The sequence below is a fragment of the Leptolyngbya sp. 'hensonii' genome, from assembly GCF_001939115.1.
Lineage (GTDB): Bacteria > Cyanobacteriota > Cyanobacteriia.
Window position 1 is genome coordinate 179225 of record NZ_MQTZ01000017.1, and the last position, 19581, is coordinate 198805.

General features: G+C 54.4%; 17 protein-coding genes. 4 read left to right on the forward strand and 13 right to left on the reverse strand.

Annotation, left to right across the window (positions count from 1 at the left end):
* Positions 1-40: 40 nt before the first annotated feature.
* The 4 genes from BST81_RS06360 to BST81_RS06375 form a co-directional block, all read right to left on the reverse strand.
* Positions 41-778: a phycobilisome rod-core linker polypeptide gene (locus BST81_RS06360; RefSeq protein WP_075597694.1), complete on the reverse strand. Its 738-nt coding sequence runs from the start codon at positions 776-778 to the stop codon at positions 41-43.
* A 159-nt stretch (positions 779-937) separates the two neighbouring features.
* On the reverse strand, positions 938-1261 hold the full coding sequence (locus BST81_RS06365) for a CpeR family transcriptional regulator (protein ID WP_075597695.1): 324 nt from the start codon (positions 1259-1261) through the stop codon (positions 938-940).
* Between the two features lie 214 nt (positions 1262-1475).
* The gene (locus tag BST81_RS06370) at positions 1476-2234 is read right to left on the reverse strand and encodes a phycobilisome rod-core linker polypeptide (RefSeq protein ID WP_143780244.1); all 759 of its coding nucleotides are present in this window, start codon (positions 2232-2234) and stop codon (positions 1476-1478) included.
* A gap of 43 nt (positions 2235-2277) precedes the next feature.
* Positions 2278-3138 carry a phycobilisome linker polypeptide gene (locus BST81_RS06375; protein ID WP_075597696.1) on the reverse strand — a complete coding sequence of 287 codons (861 nt, stop codon included), beginning with the start codon at positions 3136-3138 and terminating at the stop codon, positions 2278-2280.
* Between the two features lie 448 nt (positions 3139-3586).
* Here BST81_RS06375 and BST81_RS06385 point away from each other — a divergent pair, with 448 nt between their 5' ends.
* Complete coding sequence (locus BST81_RS06385) at positions 3587-4264, forward strand: response regulator transcription factor (protein ID WP_075597698.1); 678 nt, start codon at positions 3587-3589, stop codon at positions 4262-4264.
* Between the two features lie 6 nt (positions 4265-4270).
* Here BST81_RS06385 and BST81_RS06390 read toward each other — a convergent pair whose 3' ends face one another.
* On the reverse strand, positions 4271-5563 hold the full coding sequence (locus BST81_RS06390) for a DNA repair exonuclease (RefSeq protein WP_075597699.1): 1293 nt from the start codon (positions 5561-5563) through the stop codon (positions 4271-4273).
* Positions 5564-5601: 38 nt separating this feature from the next.
* Between BST81_RS06390 and BST81_RS06395 the strand changes: the two genes are divergently transcribed.
* On the forward strand, positions 5602-6546 hold the full coding sequence (locus tag BST81_RS06395) for an FxLYD domain-containing protein (protein ID WP_075597700.1): 945 nt from the start codon (positions 5602-5604) through the stop codon (positions 6544-6546).
* Between the two features lie 2 nt (positions 6547-6548).
* Here the strand turns inward: BST81_RS06395 and nrdJ are convergent, their stop codons facing one another.
* On the reverse strand, positions 6549-8834 hold the full coding sequence (gene nrdJ, locus BST81_RS06400; protein ID WP_075597701.1) for a ribonucleoside-triphosphate reductase, adenosylcobalamin-dependent: 2286 nt from the start codon (positions 8832-8834) through the stop codon (positions 6549-6551).
* Positions 8835-9051: 217 nt separating this feature from the next.
* Between nrdJ and BST81_RS06405 the strand changes: the two genes are divergently transcribed.
* Positions 9052-9633: an Npun_F5749 family FMN-dependent PPOX-type flavoprotein gene (locus BST81_RS06405; RefSeq protein ID WP_075597702.1), complete on the forward strand. Its 582-nt coding sequence runs from the start codon at positions 9052-9054 to the stop codon at positions 9631-9633.
* Positions 9634-9731: 98 nt separating this feature from the next.
* Here the strand turns inward: BST81_RS06405 and cysE are convergent, their stop codons facing one another.
* From cysE to BST81_RS06430, 4 genes are all read right to left on the reverse strand, one after another.
* The gene (cysE, locus tag BST81_RS06410) at positions 9732-10535 is read right to left on the reverse strand and encodes a serine O-acetyltransferase (protein WP_075597703.1); all 804 of its coding nucleotides are present in this window, start codon (positions 10533-10535) and stop codon (positions 9732-9734) included.
* 74 nt (positions 10536-10609) lie between these two features.
* Complete coding sequence (locus BST81_RS06415; protein WP_083636698.1) at positions 10610-11074, reverse strand: hypothetical protein; 465 nt, start codon at positions 11072-11074, stop codon at positions 10610-10612.
* A 382-nt stretch (positions 11075-11456) separates the two neighbouring features.
* Positions 11457-14558 carry an alpha-mannosidase gene (locus tag BST81_RS06425; RefSeq protein WP_075597751.1) on the reverse strand — a complete coding sequence of 1034 codons (3102 nt, stop codon included), beginning with the start codon at positions 14556-14558 and terminating at the stop codon, positions 11457-11459.
* A 29-nt stretch (positions 14559-14587) separates the two neighbouring features.
* Positions 14588-15664 carry an alpha/beta fold hydrolase gene (locus tag BST81_RS06430; RefSeq protein WP_083636699.1) on the reverse strand — a complete coding sequence of 359 codons (1077 nt, stop codon included), beginning with the start codon at positions 15662-15664 and terminating at the stop codon, positions 14588-14590.
* Between the two features lie 87 nt (positions 15665-15751).
* Between BST81_RS06430 and BST81_RS06435 the strand changes: the two genes are divergently transcribed.
* Positions 15752-16765 (forward strand): type I glyceraldehyde-3-phosphate dehydrogenase, encoded by a 1014-nt coding sequence (locus tag BST81_RS06435; protein WP_075597705.1) that lies wholly within the window; start codon positions 15752-15754, stop codon positions 16763-16765.
* Positions 16766-17031: 266 nt separating this feature from the next.
* On the opposite strand, the gene thiL is transcribed toward BST81_RS06435, so the two are convergent.
* From thiL to BST81_RS06450, 3 genes are read right to left on the reverse strand one after another with little or no spacing between them, the layout of a single operon-like run.
* Positions 17032-18072, reverse strand: a complete 1041-nt coding sequence (gene thiL / locus BST81_RS06440) for a thiamine-phosphate kinase (RefSeq protein WP_253188102.1) — start codon at positions 18070-18072, stop codon at positions 17032-17034.
* A complete protein-coding gene (locus tag BST81_RS06445) occupies positions 18069-18386 on the reverse strand; it encodes a hypothetical protein (RefSeq protein ID WP_075597754.1) in 318 nt (105 codons plus the stop codon). The genes thiL and BST81_RS06445 overlap by 4 nt, the downstream gene beginning before the upstream one ends.
* A gap of 23 nt (positions 18387-18409) precedes the next feature.
* Positions 18410-19546 carry a peptidylprolyl isomerase gene (locus BST81_RS06450; RefSeq protein WP_075597706.1) on the reverse strand — a complete coding sequence of 379 codons (1137 nt, stop codon included), beginning with the start codon at positions 19544-19546 and terminating at the stop codon, positions 18410-18412.
* Positions 19547-19581: the final 35 nt, after the last annotated feature.

Genomic DNA, 19581 nt, shown 5'->3' on the forward strand with positions numbered 1-19581 from the left:
CTTTACAGCCCATGCAATGGGCTGTAAAAATTCACGGCCCCTAGAACCCAATCAGGATGGATAGAAACATAATCACAAGGATTGCAACCCCAAGCCCAATCGTACCCTGCCCAATTTTCTGGAGCAGTTGGGGCGGATTCTTTTGCCAGTCCCAACGATAGTAATCCAGACGAGCAGCGCCTTTCCTACCCATCAGAATTGGCTTGGGCAATTTATCCCGATAATCAGTGCCGTAACGAGCCATCCGGGCAAAAGGCAGCTCACCTTGAGTCCGTTGGGGGAGAATCCGTCGGCGTTGATAGGGAACCGTGTTATCTCCAAAGTTGTCCAGGTATTCTTCACTACTCAGCAAGGCATCAATAAAACTCTGTAGTCCCTTGGTAGCCAGAACAATCGACCAGGCGAGCTTTTCCTGATTGTTATAAACGCTGCGACCCAGAATTCGCTGAATGCAAATCTCAACGCAACGGTAGTTATTATTGCTCTCATAAACCAGTCGTCGGAAGGAATCAGAAGTGGCCAGTCCTCGAATAAAGTCCTTAACGGTGATTTGCCCCACTCGCAGTTGGGACTCCAAAAAACGCTGACGATGGTAGGCCAGCATCTGTTGCTCATTATAAATCTGGCGGTAAGCTGCCTGGATCAAGACATCCATATCCACAGGAGACAGGAGATTACTGGTGGTATAAATTCTGGGTTGTTCATCACCGGGTACTTCAAACCCCTCCACTCGATGGTTACGAGATAAAGGTTCGTATTCTAAGAGAGGAATCGACATCACAGTACTCCCAAGCTTAAAAGATGAATTACATTCTTAAGGAACGGTCTGGATGCAGTTGACCAAACTGCAATGGGTTAAAGAGAATTGAGTCATCACTCATCTTTCTCTACAACACTGAAGCAACATGAACTGCCTTCTGATTCAGGTGTCCATGGATTAAACTCGTTGATCAAATCTCGTCCGGAAACTACCGTGTTTGATCCAATACTGTTTCAAGTCATGATGAGGGGTATGCAAGCTGGCTCTGGCATGATATACAATCACCTGGCGACGATCGCTCATCCAAATCTTGCCAACTGGATCCACAGAAATCACGCTGCCTCCCAAGACTGAAATACAGTGACTGAATCGCTCCAGAGCTGAATAATCTACTGTTTCAAAGACAAAGAAGTTCCCTGAGCAAATTACATGGCGACTTCGAATCCAGGACTGAATCTTCTTTTGAGCAGCAGGTGGCAGCATTTCCAGGGTGGGAAGCATCAGATGACTTCGAACCGAGCATTTCATACGTAGAATCACGTCTTGCGATAGAGAACCTGCCCTAACTGAACAGCTAGAGCAGGAAAGGGAGTAGGAGGAATCGTAGGGAGATTTTAGAGATCATCATCTGCCAGGATCACAGGGACGGCATCATCGTTATGTCACTGGAAAAACCAGATATCAGATCATCAGAGTGACTCAGATCAAGTCTGGATTAGGTCACTTCAGTAATACTGACGATCGTTCCAGATGTCCGATTAATGCGCTGAATTTGCGGGGTCATATTGTCCCCAGAAACCAGGTATGTTGTAGTACTGATCCGCCGGGGACTGTCAAACCTGGAGCCCCGCACAAGAATCTTAAATTTCTTCTTGCTGGCCTCTCCTGAACCACCTAAATTAGTGCTAGCTGGTGCAATTCTGTTGCTGCTGTTAGTCGCAATCGCATACACCAATTGAGAAGACTTGACGGCACTATTTACTTGAGAGTAGCCCCGATCCAGTGCAAACATTCGGTTGTAAGTGATCTGGCTTTGACCCACTGCAGTTTTTGCACCTTGATTGTAGGGGACGATATGCTCACCAAACTTAGTCTGGTACTCGTCACTATCAAGGTACGAATCGATTTCTGCATCGTATCCTTCTTCAATGCAGCGCACGATATGCTCTGAAACCTCAGCCTGGGACTGGGGAGGCCGTCCTAAAAAGTGCATGAAATTCAATTCCACGAAGCGATAGGGAGCGCAGGTCTCAAAATATCGGGAACGGTAAAAATCAGATTTCCCAACAGCCCGCACAAATTCACGCACAGAAATGCTGCGATCGCTTAACTGGGATTCAGCAGCGACCTGCCGTTCACTCTCCATCACATGCGGATTACCTAGCACTTGTCGATAAACAGCTCGAATGACAGCCTGCACCTCTACCGAAGAGCTATCTGGCCAAAGTTCTGATGAATTAATTTCAATGCTCATGATTTACTTCCTTAATTGCATGGGTTAATTCAACGCTGTTCATTCACACAGGCGTAATACTGGCAATCACTCCCCCCGCTTGATGGATCTTTTGGTAGGTTGCTGAAAGCTGGTTGAAGGGCACCAGATAGATCTGGTTACTGAAGCGAAAACGGGAGACCGGCCTGGTCTTGCTAGCACGGTAGCCCGTCGCCTCCACCCGGTACACTTTGCCTTGCTCATCTGCCCCGGTACCCAGGCGGGTCCGGGCACTACCCAAGGGGTTACGGAATGCAGATCCTGGGCTGATCGGTGAAACTACAGCCGTGGGCACAGACTGGATCAGCAAGCTGTTCAGGCGAGGAGCCTTCCCGGCCAAATTACCCTTCAAACTGCTACTTGAGGCTCCCCGTACTAGTTCAAAAGTATGGGTGAACTGCACCATACTCTGGCAAGCCTCTGTCTTATAGCCCCGGATATAGGGCACAATATTTTCTCCAAAATGGGTTTGATACTCATCGCTATTGAGGTAAGAATCAATCTCAGCTCCAAAACCTCGCGTATCGAGAATCATGCTGTGGGAGCGCATTTCTTCCAGATTAAGGGGAGGGCGGCCCAGCAGGTGGCGAAAGTTTAATTCGATCGCCCGGTAACGAGCACAACTGGTAAAGAATCGAGAATGATAGAGGTCCGACTTGGCTACTGCTCTCACAAACTCACGGACACTGAGTTCAACTCGCTTAAACTGAGACTCAGGAACCGTCAAGCGTTCACTGTCCATCACATAGGCATTGCCTAAAACTTGCCGATAGACTGCTCGAATGATCTGCTCCCGCTCACCATCCGAACTACCAGGCACCCACTCCACCGGGGCAGTTTCTTCAAATAGGCTAACTCCCAAACGGGAGGCTGGTCCAAAAGCCATGAATCCCTATCTCCAAATAGATACAACACCCAGTCCAGGAGTATCCCGACAGCCGAGGATCCAGTGGGGCCATAAAACAGCCACCTCCATGCAAGGAAGTGCATCAACCCCAATCCCATGCTCTGACGATCGTTCCAACCCGATGCAGGGAGTTCTGAAATTTCAGAATCCCATAGACACCGTAAGGAAACTGATCAGAAAACCGGAAAAAAATCGGAAAGAATGAGTGGAATCAATAAATCTTGAAATTCTGCAATATTTGTTCTCAAAACTTTTGCAGGAAAAGGGATTTCCCAGGTTAGCCATTCCCGATAAAACAGAAATTTGGGGGGCAAATTCCCATAGAATTGTGGTGATGAGCAATCCTCGCTGCTGGGTAAATAGGGGCATAGGAAGGAGGAGCGTTCAATCCAACAAATTGCTTTTATCTTGCCTCACTGCCGAATTTATGAGGATTTTACTGATCGAAGATGATTTGAGACTGGCGGAAACGTTAGCAGAAGCACTCACTGACCAGCGTTACGTCGTTGATCTCGTAACAGACGGGGAAACCGGGTGGCATCAGGTGAAGACCATGGACTATGACCTGTTGTTGCTGGATGTGATGTTACCTGAACTGGATGGGATTAGTCTCTGTCATCGGCTGCGATCGCACGGTTATAACCTCCCGATTCTGATTCTGACCGCCTGTGATACCATCAGCGATGAAATCACAGGTTTAGATGTGGGTGCTGATGACTATGTAGTGAAGCCTGTTGATTTGCAGAAGCTCTTTGCTCGAATTCGAGCTTTGCTCCGTCGTGGTAACGCCACAACCCTGCCGATCCTGGAATGGGGAGAGTTACGCCTCAATCCCAGTACTTACGAAGTCAGCTATAACCATACTCCCATCCATCTCACGCCCAAAGAATATGCCCTTTTAGAACTGCTGTTACGCAATGGTCGGCGTGTCTTAAGCCGCAGTGTCATCATTGAGCACGTCTGGCCATCAGAAGCGTCTCCAGAAGAACATACCGTCAAAGTTCATATCCGAGGATTACGGCAAAAGCTAAAGGCTGCAGGGGCTGCAGAAGACTTGATTGAAACTGTCCACAGCATGGGTTATCGCCTGAACCAACTGGGTTAACCAGAGTCATCTCTGAGCCATTAAACCCTCCACAATCGTATACAGCTCTGAGATCGCCCGTCCTTCCTCTTTTTTAGCCCCTAACTCTGATTTTTTGGCGAGAATCTCTTCTTTCAATTGGCGCATCTGGGCCACGATCGCCTCCCCCTGCCCCTGATACTCACTATAGGCCGCAATCAAATCCAGGAATACCATCCGTTCAATCTCCCCTCGGGTCGGGAGTTCCCCCTCGCCCGTTCTGGAGATAGGAGATTCGTAGCGAGTGCCCGCCACATCGTACTTCACCAGGAAAATCAGCGCCCGACTGATCTGATGCAAGGTTTTCTGCAAGTCCCGGACATTCAGATCCAGCCGGTTAAACCCCACCTGCCCCTGGATACGTAACTCGACAATTTTGGTCTGGGTTTCTCCCCGATCAGCCATCGTTTGAATCAGAGCGATCGCAGTTGCTTCCAGGTCTTTGCGGGTTTGGTCACGGTTCACCGTCAGGCTGAGGCGAAGAATTGCCCGCTGATAATAATCCTGCTTTAATTCCGCCTGGATTCCCTGGCCATTCAGATCCACCAGGTACACTCCCCGCACCATCTGATCGCGGCCTTCAACAATACTGTTCGCTTCCAGAGACCCCGGGTTATAGATCCAGCCCTGCTCCTGATAATGTTTGTGGATGTGACCCAAGGCCAGATAATCCACCCCAGCCTGCTGGAGCGGCAGCAAATCAGCATACCGCAACGCCCCAGTATAGCGGGCGATCTGTCCTTCCAGACCATGATGCAGCAGCATCACCGTATGGTCAGGCCCAGAAGGCAACTGCTCGATCGCCGTCGCCAACCGAGCCAGCATCTGGGGTGCAGAGGATCGATACCAGCGGGACCCGATCAGGCGCACCCCACAATCCAGATCAATATAGCCCCCCTGCTTCGTCTCCGCTGTCCAGGGTTCCAGCCGATCGGGCGACTCCGGATCGAGCAAGATCAGCCGATCCCAATCCGCCAGATAGCGCAGCCAACTCGCCTTCGTCCCAAACGGCTCATAATCATGGTTCCCTTCTACCGCAACCACCGGAATATTCGCTTCCCGCAACAGATCCAAACAGACCTGGGCCTGATTCAGGGTTGCCGGTAGAATGTTTCGATATTCAAATAAGTCTCCTACAATCAAGACGAAATCAACCTGTTCGCCGATAGCATAGCGCTCAACCACATCTCGCAACGCCCGAAAAAAATCCATCGTTCGCTGGGGATTGTCATACTTGTTGTAGCCCAGGTGAATATCGGCCAGGTGGAGAAATCGTGGCATATCCCTGCAATTTAAACCGGTTGTACTAATTTTGTATTATGACTCAGTTTGAGGCGTTCCATTCTGCAGCAAACCCCGACCCCCGATCAACCACAGATCTGGCTCTGGAACTGGCCCGCCAAGGAGACCCTGTGATCATTGCCACCCTCATGAACCGGCTCCTAGAACCCGCCGGAGTCAGTGCCACTGCCCAGGTCCGGGGCAACTGTCTCCAGATTACCCTGAGCAGCAAGACCGTCCCCGATCGAGACAACCTGGTCAAATTCACCCAGCAAGGGCTACTCAAGCTGCGTCCCACAGGCATCACCCACGTCATCCTCTCCGGCCAGCAGATCGGAAGCACCACCCCAGCCTGGAGCACAGAGTTCCCCCTAAACCCAGCCAGTAAAGACGCGATAAATCGTGTCTTTACCCAGCCCCGCGTCTCCTCGGAGCCTCGCCTCCCCTTTAACCCTCACCCCTGCCCTCAGAACCAAGCCTTCCTCCAGAGCCACCCCGCCCCCCAGCCTCGCCCCCTAGCCAGCAGCCAACAGCCCTCCCAGACGAGCTCCAGACCCGATCGCACCTGGCTGGGCCATGCCGCCGCCATCCTAGTCACGATCACCTTCAGCCTGAGCCTGATTGGGTACGTCATTTACCAGCTCGTGATCGCCACCCGACCCGACCCAGCCACATCCCCGCAGGCAAGCACCACTCCCTCCAAAACCCCAGGCTCTGGGAAATCCGAGATCAAACTACTGGAATTCACCTGGCAAACCCGATACGCCAATCCCAACCTGGTCGGCCATATCCAGAATACATCCGGCAGACGATATGCCTATGTCAAACTCGAATTTAACCTCTACGACGAAGCTGGAAAACCAGCGGGTGACGCCATGGCGATCGTCACCCAGCTAGATCCCAAAAGCACCAAAGAATTCGAAGCCCCGATCGTCGAACCAAAGGCCAAGAAAGCAACCCTGAAAGCGATCACCGCCTTCTGAGCCTACTGCTTCTCCGGCATCATGCACTTGTCACTGTCACAACCTGCAGGTCCTTCCACCGTCAATTGACCCAGATCATATCGGAGCAACGCCCCATAGAAATCCTCCGTCTGACGCCGCTGCCGCACCTCCTGCTGCAGCCGATCGTAGGTTTCCTGGCTAATCTTCTCAAACGGCAACCGGGGAAAAGGCGCATCAAAACGGGCCAGAAGAGCCGCACTGATATAGCCATCATTATTTGCGATCGCCTGATAAATGCGCCGGGCCAAAGGTTCAATCTCCTCTTCCCGCAGTTCCAGAGTGGCACTGGTGTTATGGGTCGTATAGTACTTCTGGACCTGCATATAGAAATCAAACTGGGCCTCGGCGGAGAACTTTTCAATCTCAATCTGATCCGCCCCCGGCAGATCCGCCCAGGATACCGCAACGGGAATCTCGACCAACCACTCTGTACAACGGGGGGCAAAAGGATCATGGAGCAGGTTGCCCTGATCATCCTTATCCGATTGGGAGGGCACAACGGTATAACCGTACTCCAGACAGGCCAGCGCCACAGGATCATTCTTACGGAAGGTAATGCGGCGAATGAACCGCTGAGCCTTGGGAGGATGCCAGCCCGGACTCGCCCCCGTCAGCAGGGACTTAGTTCCCGCCGGTTGCACGGTAGTGCAGCGGTTAGGCCGCCTCAGCCCATGGCGATCGCAATAATCCCAGACTGCCTGATGGACAATCTCCTTCCAGCGGGTCAGATAGTCCCGCTCCCGCCGCTTGAACTCCAGACCGGTGATGGTATCGGGCCGACCCGCCTCCCACCAGCGCAGCCACTCCACCCCAAAGGCATGGACAAAGAAATCAAACAGGCCCGTGAAGGAAACTCCCACGATCGGGTCAATGTCCCGACTGTACTGATAGCGGGGCTCCAAAAACCGGTGGTGGAGTAGAGAAGCCACGGACAGAGCGCCTGCCGTAAAAGCGTCTGCTTGTTCTGCAAAATTATGGGGGTCAAGTTGGTTGAGATGAACTTCAGATAAGTTACAGTGGAAGTTTTTCCCAATTATTTCTCCGCAGGGATTTAACCCATACCTGCCGAGACGATGGTCTACTTCCGCACTGGCCATCTGAGGATAGCGATCTTGAAGCCACTGCCTGCCCTGGCCTGCTATGTAAGCGCGTAGAAAATCAGCTCTCAGTTCAGAGGTGGTTAACAGATCTCGGTTCGATCGGGCGATCGCCTCCGGCGCATATTGGATCGCACCCTCTCCGGAGTAAAACTGTTTGCGCACCGAGTCTATACATTCCTGCTCGGTCGGCTGGCGATGGAAGACACGGGTATGATTCGCCATCCGCAAGGCGTCCCGCTCCGGATCAATCCGCCAGTTTCCTGCCACATCCTGTTGCCAGAGATTATCCTTGGCGATGGCAAACTCAGCATCCTCACTGTCCCCCTGACGAATGCCCGCACTGCGCCGGATATTTCCAGCAACGACAGTGGCCGCCGCTTCATCAATCAGCAGACAGCACTCCACAGAAGTCATTTTTCGACCGATCGCTCGGTTCAGAATCGTTGCACAACGCTCATACAGTCCTGGTAGTTTGATCGGGTTGGCCACACCGCCAAAGCCCTTCAGGGGTTCCCCTTCTGGACGGACATCACTCAAATTGACCGTGACCTGTACCTCACCCGTAAACCGCTCGTCCGTGGAGAGTTCCAGCAGCATCTGGTAAGAACCGACCCAGCCCTGGCGACTGTCTCCCACATAAAGGCAGACCTGATTCCCATCAATCTGAACTTCTGTTAAGTCCCGCCGCAGATCAGGCGGGGTTTGACCGATCTCACCTTCCAGGGTTACCACCAACCGGTTGCGAATTGGGGGCAGGGCATTGATATACCGCGACTCCAGAATGGCCCCCGTCCCACAGCCCATCATGGCCAGATCCATCATCAGGCCAAAAGCCCGCCAGTCAATCACGTTGGTACTGGTGCAGTTATAGGCTCCAGAGAAATTTTCCTGGCGATCGATCCACTCCGACCCCCCAACCCAGAGCCAACGACCAGAGGGGAGGGCTTTAATTTGCCGCTGCATGTGCTTGATCAGGGCCGCCTCCCCAGGGGTAAACTGACCCAGCTTGAGCAGACCATCCGCCGTTCGATCGCAGACTTCTTCCCAGGTTTCCCGATGGTTGCCATAGCGGCGACTGTAGGTCCGGAAAAAGACGGGATAAGCTGCTGGGGCAGTATCCGGGAAAAGGCCAGCGGCTGAACGGGTGCGCTCAAGTTCTCGAACCATGGGTTAAGTTTCCTGGTAAGTGACGGCGAGTTAGTGTTCACATGAAGACTATTTATAGTACTTCAGAAATCTCCTGTCCACTACCAGTAGAGTAGAAATCCTTAAAAAGGGTGAGTGAACAACCAAATCCCCGGCTTCTCGAAGAATTCGCGGATGTGAGGCATCTCCTCAATCATCGGGTTAATCTGGTTGACGCAGGATTAGGCTGACCCCATCTATGCTTCTCGCTCCCTGGCGATCGCTCCTGACCGGAGCACTGCATCGCAACCGCTCCCTCCCCTACGCCCGCTACGTACAACTGGCAACGGTTCGACCCAACGGACGACCCGCCAACCGCACCCTCGTGTTTCGCGGCTTCCTGGATGGTACGAACCAACTCCAGTTCGTCACCGACGATCGCAGCCAGAAGGTCAGTGAAATTGGCACCTCTCCTTGGGGAGAGGTGTGCTGGTATTTTCCCCAAACGCGAGAACAGTTCCGAATCGCCGGGTCTCTGGTCCTGGTCCGATCCGGTGATCCAGACCCCACCCGCCAGCAGGCCCATGCAGCCGCATGGCAAAATCTCTCAGATGCTGCCCGCCAGCAGTTTACCTGGCCCCATCCGGGTCAAGGGCGTGGAGATGCAGCAGCCTTTCAAGCCCAGAAGCCTGATGAGATGCACCCTTTATCACAATTCTGCCTGTTACTACTGGAGCCCGATCGGGTCGATCACCTGCAACTGCGAGGCGATCCCCAAAATCGCTCCCTCTACCTCAAAACCCAGGACCTGAACTGGTCAATTCAAACTGTTAATCCCTAAGGAGCACGAATTAAATAAGATGAACCATTGGGGTGCAGGGGCGTTGCCCCTGCTTGGGGGCGAAGCCCCCAAACCCTTACTTTATTTAGTTTTCGATCCTAAATTCCGGAGCCATCCAGAAACTCTTCAATCACCTTGTCCTGTAAGCGGCAGCTCCCATTGGCATGGGTAGGAGGATTATGGGCAGGAAGCTCCAGGGTTTCGATCGACAGCCCCTTCACAACCGCAACTGCAACTGGATCTTTCGCAAAGCAATCTTCCATCAACTGGCGACTGCGTAAATCTTCGACTTGCTGCTCCAATTGTTCCAGGCGATCGACCAGGGCGCGAATTGCCTGGGCTTCCGAATCAGGCAGGCTACCATGCTCCAGGGGATTCACTCGCACACCAGACCGATACACAATCCGGCCCGGAACACCTACGACCGTGCAATCTGATGGCACATCCCGCAACACCACAGACCCAGCCCCAATGCGGACATTATTGCCAATCTGGATATTTCCCAGGACTTTTGCTCCGGCACCCACAACTACATTCTCGCCCACGGTGGGGTGGCGCTTCCCGCTCTCTTTTCCCGTTCCGCCCAGAGTCACCCCCTGGTAGATCAGGGCATAGTCGCCTACGATCGCTGTCTCACCAATCACCACACCCATCCCGTGATCGATGAACACACCTGTGCCAATTTGCGCTCCCGGATGAATTTCAATCCCAGTCAAAAATCGGGTGATGTGAGACATGAGCCGGGGGAGAAAAGGAATACCCACTACATACAGCCAGTGGGCCAAACGATGGGAAACGAGAGCTTGCAACCCAGGATAGCAAAACAGGACTTCCAACCAGTTGCGGGCTGCAGGATCCCGCTCGAAGATGATCCGGAAGTCGGCGATGAGTCTGGAAAACACAGTTGTTACGCTGAGAGAGGCCAATCATTATCTTAGCGTTCTGGGGGACGACCGCATATCCCCCAGTCGGACCCCTACTGCCGCACAAACAGGGTGTAGTTCGATCGGCGTCCAGGGTCTGGCGTGCCGACCCAGAGCCGATAAGTTCCTGAGGACCAGCCAGGGCCAGTTACCCGACCTTCGCCACAACGAACACCACCCGGTCCCTGAATCAACAGGGTCAACGGTTGTCGCTTGTCTTTAAACTCCACGGTCAGTTGGGAGAAATCTTGCTGAAGAACGATCACATGATCTGGCATTTCCCGATCTCCACCGTAACCCAGGCAGAGATTGCCATCCCGATCCTGGTTAGCAATAGACGCCAGAGACACCGATCCACCCGTGTAGCCAGACGCTGTTCCTGCGGATGCAGAAAATCCGGGAGCCAGGGTCATGGTCCCAAAGTTAGAAGACTGGGCTAGAACAGGCGCAGCCAAAGCCAGTATTGAAAGAGCCAGGAACCCACCATGAGTTAACCCTGTCATGCGTTGAGTGAACATCCTGACACCTCCTTAAATGATCAAACGAATAGGGACACGGTTTGAAGCAACTCTGAGGGTAATGGAAATCCGATCGGCCACGCTAAACATTAGCAGCTTTGTCCAGCCAGAATTTTAATCTCCAGTTTCCTGCTTCCATCTATAGTGGACGCAGAAGGAAACCTGAAAGTTGCCATAAATTACAGCCATTTTGAATTTAAGCCTCACCCTCATTCTCGCCATCCTATTTTTGATCCTCACTGGTGGCAGCCTGCTTTCCGAAATCGTCATGCTTCCCCTACGAGACTGGTTCGGCTGGCTACACCTTTTTCTATCCAACTGGCTGGGATGGGTGCTGCTCCTCCTGCTTCTGTCCTGGGGTCTGCGAGAGTAGCTGCTGCGATCAGCCCTGCCGCAGCCGGAAGCTGACCACCTGCCAGGGAGCCACCTCTGTCCCCTGCTCCCGCACAGGGTTCTCCAGCAAATCTACAGCCCGATCGATCGTCAACCCCAGATCGCTCTGGAGCGCGATTGAGGCTGGTTCGCCATGACATTCATAACAGCGCAAAATCCAGGTTTGAGGGGGGTCTTCTGACGATTTCAGCGCCGTAAAGACGAGATTTTCTGCCTGTCCATCCAGCAGACTCCCCCTTGCTGGCAGAGAGGCTGTAGGTGATGCAGGGTCTGCAACCACCAGGGCTTGCAACGGCAGGTTTAACTCATAGCCTCGCTGCACCGTGTGGGCCGATCGCCAATCTCCCGGATGGGGATAGAGGGCATAGGTAAACTGGTGACGCCCCAGATCCGCCTGGAAATCCGGCCATTTCGTCCCTCGCAATAGGGTCAAGCGCAACCCATCGGGCTGAGCATCATAACCATATTTACAATCATTTAATAGACTCACCCCATAGGTTCCAGTACTCAAATCTGCCCAGCGCAGAGCCGGAACTTCCCACTGGGCTTTTTCGGCTGGGGTTTGGGGGCTAGTCGATCGGGCGATCGCACCCAGCGGAATTTCATAGGTTGCGACCTCCGCCCGTAGATTGAACGTAAACGCGGCCTTCAGCAGCGTCTGTCGCTCCTGCCAGTCCACAGTGGTCTGAATCTGGAGCACTGGAGATCCCTGCGATAAAACATAGTCCTGACCGATGGCGGACTGGCCCACCCGTCGCGTCACCCAGAGCCGAGTCTGCAAAGGCCCCACCTCCAGGCCCCAATCCGACAGACATTCCGCTGGGGGTAAGGGGCACTCCTGATAAGCCGGGTCAATGTTCCAGGCATCCCAATATTGGCCACTATCCTGAAATGCCTGCAGATGATTCCCCGATCCCTGGAGCACTTCCCGCTGCTGGACCTTGTCAAACACCGTCAGCAGATTCCCCGTCGTCAGATCCACCTCCACCCGCAGCCAATCATTCTCCAGCATGGGCCGGGTTGCAACTGGGACAGATTCTGGCTGCTTTTCCCCCGGACAGAGCCAGAAGACGCGATAGCCGATCGAGGGAATTTGCGCCACCCAAAACAACAGGGCACCCTGGCGCTGGCTCCACTGGACCGGAACAGGTTGGCCCGCCTGATCGAGCACCTGCCAGTCCGGACGATCAGACAACTCAGACCCTGGGAGGGCCACCACCTCCGATCGCTCCCAATTCAGGGGATTGAACACCACCAAGGGACGGGCCTCAGGCCTGGGCGCTGGAGGCCATTGGATCTGGGTGGCGATCGCCTGCAACGATCGCTGCATGATCCCTTCCCCGATTTGTCGGACTGCAGCCCAACCCTGATTAGCCTCCTCAAACACCTCCGGAATTGAGGACCCCGGCAAGATGTCGTGAAACTGATTAAATAAAGTATGTTTCCAGGCTCTTTCCAGATCGGCTCTGGGATAAACGGCTCCCGTGGCCAGGGTCGCCAGGGACGCGAACAGTTCGGCCTGATACAGCAAACTCTCGCACTGCCGATTCTGTTGCTTCTGATCGGCATGGGTGGTATAGCAGCCTCGATGGAACTCCAGATAGAGGTCGCGGTCCCAGACAGGCAGCGCCTGACGAGCATCCTGCGCCGCTATCTGCTGCAAATAAGCCTCAGCCGTCGTAAACACGATCTCTGGAAAGAAAGGAGAGTGGGACCAGCGGCCAGCCACCTGCAGCATGTCGCGAGTCGGACCCCCGCCATGGTCCCCCACACCAGGAAGCCAGAGGCTTGCGCCACTCCCCGTCTTCTGTTCCCAGTCCCAGGCATGGGTGGTCATTTTCACCGGATCAATGCCCTCCCCGATCGGAGCCGACATCAGGGCCAGCACCTGGGTACGATCAGGGGCCTGCCACTGAAAGACCGCATAGGGAAATTGTGTCGTATCATTCCAGCGCAGTTTCTGAGTCACAAAGTAATCAATCCCACCCTGTTTCAGGAGCTGGGGCAACTGCCAGGTAAAGCCAAAGGTATCGGGCAACCAGGCGATCGGGCTGATGCGACCAAACTTCTGCTGGGTATAGCGCTGACCATAGAGGATCTGGCGGACGATCGACTCCCCCCCAATCAGATTCAGGTCCGGTTCCACCCACATCCCACCGACGACCTCCCAACGTCCCGCAGCGACCTGGGCCTGAATCTCCGAAAACAGAGCCGGACGATGGTCCTCAATCCAGGCATAGAGTGCTGGACTGGAATGACAGAAAATCAGATCCGGAAAGTCTTGTTGCAAGGACAGCACCGATCGAAACGTCCGCTCGGCGGCTGCCCAGGTTTCAGAGACCGGCCACAACCAGGCCAGATCCAGATGGGCATGCCCCAGCAAACCAATCCGACGTTGTTTCAGACCCGTCGCCAGAGGGATCAAGGTCTGGCGGAGTTGGGTGATCGCCTGGTCAAACCGTTCCCGATCGGTCACCGCCACCCCCTGCAACAAACTCAGCGCTGCAGCCATCTGGGGCACCTGCTCCGGCTGAAATGCTGCCAGATACCCTTCGAGCACCGCCAGCTCATCGGCCACGAATCCCGGTTCCAGCCGGTTCTCCCCAGCCTCTGGAGGAACTTCGTAGAGACAGAGGGCGCGCATCAATGCTCCATCATCATGGCCAGGGCTGACCAGCCGCAGGGCCAGATCGATGGTCTCCCCGATCTGCACAGCAGCCTGTAGCAGAATGCGAGGGGCGCAATCGAACAGATCTCCCGCCTGCACCCACTCACCCTGGACAAACACCTGCACCTGTTCTGCCCACCACAGCAGGGACAGCCGCAGGGCCAATCCTTCCAGGGGATAGCCCTCCAGGTCAGCAGGTACCACCAAACGCTGCACCAGCCAGCGCACCAGCCGTCCCCGCTCCCAGGCAACATGACCCCTGGCATTCACCACAGCGATGGGCCATTGGCTCCAGAACTCAGATTGCAGCGCTTCAGCCCTGGGCAGATCTCCCTCATGATAGCGCCAACCAGACTGGATACTGGCCTGGGTCAAGCGACGGAGACGGGCGATCGTAGCAGCAATTTGGGAGTTGGAATCCATAGCAGAGGCAGAATCGTGCGACACCATTATCACCGGGATTGGTCAACAACCCCATCCCACCATTGCAACACTCGGTTCCAGGCCCACCAGGGATCGGCATCACCAGCCATTCGTTGCCCAGCCCGGCTATTGTAGTAGCCAACATGGCCACCGTGAGCCGTCAAAATCAACTCCAGGTTTGGATTCATCCCACAGATCTGCTGTAGATCAGGAACGATCGCAGGGGAAAACAGCGGATCATCTGCCGCATACAGGATCAGGGTAGGCTTGGTCAGGTGGGGCAGCAGGGGCAAGGCACTGCTGGCCTCGTAGTAAGCTTCCACCGACGGAAAGCCCAGACCTGCAATCACCAGTTCCTGATCAAACTGGCGGATGGTTTGAGCCCGTTCGATCGCAGCCGGGTCAATATGATCAGGATGAAATTCCCGCAGACGGTAGGCCAGCCGTTGCAATTCCTGGGCGATCGCCCGTTCCAAGTATTTCCCTAAGGGAGCCTGCTCCAGATAGGTGAGGGAACGATTCGAATCCAGACTGGGACAGATCACTGCTGCTCCTCCAAAGTCATCCCGTTCCTGAGCCGCTTTTGCCCCCCAGAGGGCCAGTTGCCCGCCCAGGGAAAACCCTGTAAAGCAAAAAGGGGCCGGACAGCCAAGCTGACTGGCCTGCTCCAGAATGTAAAGAAAATCTGTGCCTTCATACAACCCATCAGAGGTCAGAGTTGGGGAAAGCTCAGCGGTTTTACCATGGGCTCGCCAGTCAAAGAGCACCACAGCATAGCCCTGGGCAAAGGCTTTGCGGCCCAGCAGCCGAAGAAACCACTGGTTATCCAGATCACCCGTAATTCCGTAAGTACCGATCACCGTTCCCCTGGAACGTTCCGGAATCGCCATCCGGCCAAACAGGGGCACTTCCCCCGCTCCAGCAAAGAGCAAGTCCCGATAGGGAGGCTCTGCAGCCACGATCGTCTTTTCCCAGGTACGGCTAGCCCAGAGGGCCGTGTACAGGGTCATGGCCAAACCGGAACGAAGCCACCAAGGCGGCAGATAGGGGGGACAGGCAGCAATTTTTCGAGGGGTCGTGATTGCAACAGTTTCTAAAGGGATCATGAGAGTTTTAAGTAACAGCCTTTGCGGTATGATCTTGGGCAATACCAAAAATTTTGTTAATTTTTTGCAGATAGAGGGTAAGGCGCAGTGATTAGAGTAGCAATCAACGGCTTTGGACGCATCGGACGGAACTTCATGCGCTGCTGGGCAGAGCGCTCAACCAGCGGATTTGAAGTCGTTGCCATCAACGATACCTCCGATCCCAGAACAAATGCCCATCTGCTCCGATACGATACGATGCTGGGTAAGTTCAAGGCTGATATTAGCGCCGATGACAATTCCATTACCGTCAACGGTAGAACAGCCAAATGCACCTCTGACCGGAATCCAGAAAACCTGCCATGGAAAGAGTGGGATATTGACTTAGTGATCGAATCGACCGGTGTATTCACCAGCCGTGATGGTGCTATGAAGCATCTTAACGCAGGGGCCAAGAAGGTCATGATCACGGCTCCCGGCAAAAATGATGATGGCACCTTCGTGGTTGGGGTGAACCACCAGAATTACGATCACAACAAACACACCATCATCAGTAACGCCAGTTGTACCACCAATTGTCTGGCTCCGGTCGCCAAGGTGCTGCACGAGAGCTTTGGCATTATCAAAGGAACAATGACCACCACCCATAGCTACACTGGAGACCAGCGTTTGCTGGATGCCAGCCACCGAGATTGGCGGCGTGCTCGGGCTGCAGCCATGAACATCGTTCCCACCTCCACGGGGGCTGCTAAAGCGGTAGCCCTGGTTCTGCCCGAGCTGACTGGCAAGCTAAACGGGATCGCGCTGCGGGTACCTACCCCCAACGTCTCGATTGTGGACCTGGTGGTGCAGGTCGAGAAGAGCACGATCGCAGAGCAAGTGAATGAAGTCCTGAAAGCTGCTGCCGAAGGTCCGCTCAAGGGTATTCTGGCTTACAGCGATCTGCCCCTCGTTTCGACCGATTATCGGGGTACCGATGAGTCCTCGATCGTGGATGCTGAGCTAACCATGGTCATGGGTGGCGACATGGTGAAGGTCGTGGCTTGGTACGACAATGAGTGGGGTTACAGCCAGCGGGTTGTGGACCTGGCCGAAGTCGTCGCTGAGAAGTGGGTCGCCTAAGAGAATCGATCGGCATCCCAGGTCTGCTGGGATAATTCCCTGGAATATTGCGAAAAAATTAAGAAACCTGAATTGCAGGGGCTGACAGAAATCGGTCCCTGCTTTTTTGTAACATAACCTCTTACCATGAAAGGCTACAGAGAACCGCTCGACGATCTTCTCCAATGGTTGTAAGGGATGTTAGTGCACTAGCGCAGTAGTCAAGCAGATCTACATATGGGACGATCTCAGTAGAAATCTTACTTTTTGGACTGTCGGAATACTCCCTAAAAGTGCTGAAATCCTTTATCCAGAGTGAGTTCCTGCAACACATTGCAGGTAGGATCAACCCAAAGAACCTGGGGGTTGACAGTAATACTGCCAATAATGGCTGCGGATTGCCCCAGATGGCGCACTAGGGTCTGAGCGATCGGTGGGGGCAGGCAGAGAACCAATTCAAAATCCTCACCCCCATATAAAGCCCAGTCCAGCGCCTGTTCGGGCGTAACCCACTCACTGAAGGCAGGAGAAATGGCCTGATCTAACCGATCGACGATCGCCCCCACCCCACTCAGGCGACAAATCTGGACGATCGCATCCGCCAGCCCATCACTGCTATCCATGCCCGTGACCCGATCGGCCCCATCGGTCCACAGCCAGGGCAGCACGTCCAAGCGGGGAATGGGCCGCTGGTGCGCCCGGATCAACTCAGCCCGATTGGCCTCTGAGACAGACTGCCCTCGATCGGGATGGAGCAGCAATTCCAGCCCTGCCCTGGAGTTGCCATGGCTACCCGTGATCACGATCGCATCCCCCGGTTGGGCTGTCGATCGCTGGATAATCCGTCCCTGTTGTGTCTGTCCCAAAGCTGTGATCGCCACCGTCAGCACTGGAGAGCGGACAATATCCCCGCCGACAATCGCTCCCCCATATTGCTCCAGGCAAGCGGCCATGCCCCCATACAAGTCTTCCAGCCAGGACAATGGCAAATCCCCTGGCAAACCCAGACCCACCGTGAGGGCGATCGGGGTCGCCCCCATGGCCGCCAGATCGGAGAGGTTAGCTGCTGTTGCTCGCCAGCCTGCATCTGCAGGGGTAGTCGTGTAGACCTCTGGCTGAGCCAAACCCAGACTGAAATGCACCCCATCGACCAGGAGATCGGTGGTCACGATCAGGGACTGACCGGGGGCAATGGCGGCTGAATCAAGGGTCTGGCTGTCCAGAACAGCACCATCGTCACCCACGATTCCGATCGGACAGAATCGTTGCAGTCGCTGGAGCAATCCCTGCTCACCCAGATCCCGAACCGTCAGCCCGCGATCGCTCACGGATTCTCCCCAGGGTCCGTCTCCTCCGGCAGTCCCTTCAATTTAGGGAAGCGATAGAACGGATCACCATCGGCATCCGTTTCTAAGGAGGCCCCAAACAGTTTGACCTGCTGCTCCAGATATTGCTGTGCCAACCGAGCATCTGTTCGAGCTGTGGCAGCCAGTTGAATCAGAGCGATGCAGCCATTCTGGCTTTCCAGCAACCGGTAGAAAGCCTCCTGAAGTTGTCGCTGCTGCCGCGTTTCCTGCATGGCATTCCGAACCAGCAAGCCAATGAGCAGGGCAACTGCAATGAGAAACACAGCGTACATCATGACCTCGATCATGCAGATTAGGGCTAAGCCAGATTTTCTAACCCTTGAATTACTTTGGCTGATTCAATCTTATCGCCCTCTTTCAACTTCTCCAGAACATCCCTCCCCTCTGTCAGGTAGCCAAAGACGGCATAACGCCCATCCAGCAGGTTTAACCCAGCTGGGGTCAACTCTGGCTCAAACAGGAAAAAGAAGACTTGAGAGGAACCTCCATTCGGATCGTCACCGGGGCGAGCCAGGGCTAGAGCCCCATAGGACGAAAAGGGAAGGACGGGCTGATCACGATATCGCCCAGCATCCTCCAGGGTGATCCCATAGGTGGGCTCACTATCCCCCCGCACCAGCACTTCCAGGGGAATAGCCCGATATTGCCCCGTCTTCGGATCAACAAAGCCCTGTTCTGGCCCATCCGGGTCGCCAAACTGTAGCACATAAGATTCCTCGGCCCGGATAAATTTCAATCCGTTATAGAATCCCCGATTCACCAGATCCACGAAGTTACCAGCGGTAACCGGGGCACTATAGCCGTCTACAACAACCGTCAGAGGCCCTTTACTGGTTTCGATCGCGATCGTGGCCCGTCCTTTCAGTTGGGGCAGATTGCTGTAAGCAGCGGGAACAGGAAAGGGAAATTTCTGGACCATCAGCTCTTCTAAAGCTCCCACCCGGTCCAGCAGTTTGCTCCGTTCTACTGCAATCGCCGGTTTGTCCTTGGCCTCGATCGCCGTTTGCAGCGTCCCGATGCCTGCTTGCAGTTCTGAAATCAGGGCCTGGGCCTGGGGTTGCTGCGCTGGAGCCACGCTGTTCACCAGATCGGTCTGATGGTCTCTGAGGATGCCAGCAACCTTCGCCACATCTTTGGTGACTGCCGTCCAACGCTTCCCTCGCAATTGATTCGAAATATCTTCCAGACTGATCTGCACATCTCGAATCAGACCATTGTCGATCGGCAAGGCATACCTCAGGAGTGCCTTACCATCCGTAATCGCATTCCCAGCAGGGAGGCGACTGACCCGATCAGCAGCCCAGGCTGCCCCATGAGCCCAACTGAACACCAGAAATAGCACCAGGCCCATCAGCAGACTAATCTTGAGGCCGCGACGCAAGAGGCCAAGGAGGCGGATCTTTTGAAGGTCAGAGAAAAATTGGGAGAGAAGCATAAAGGTTGCTTTGGTACAGATTTCTTTTCAGGGAG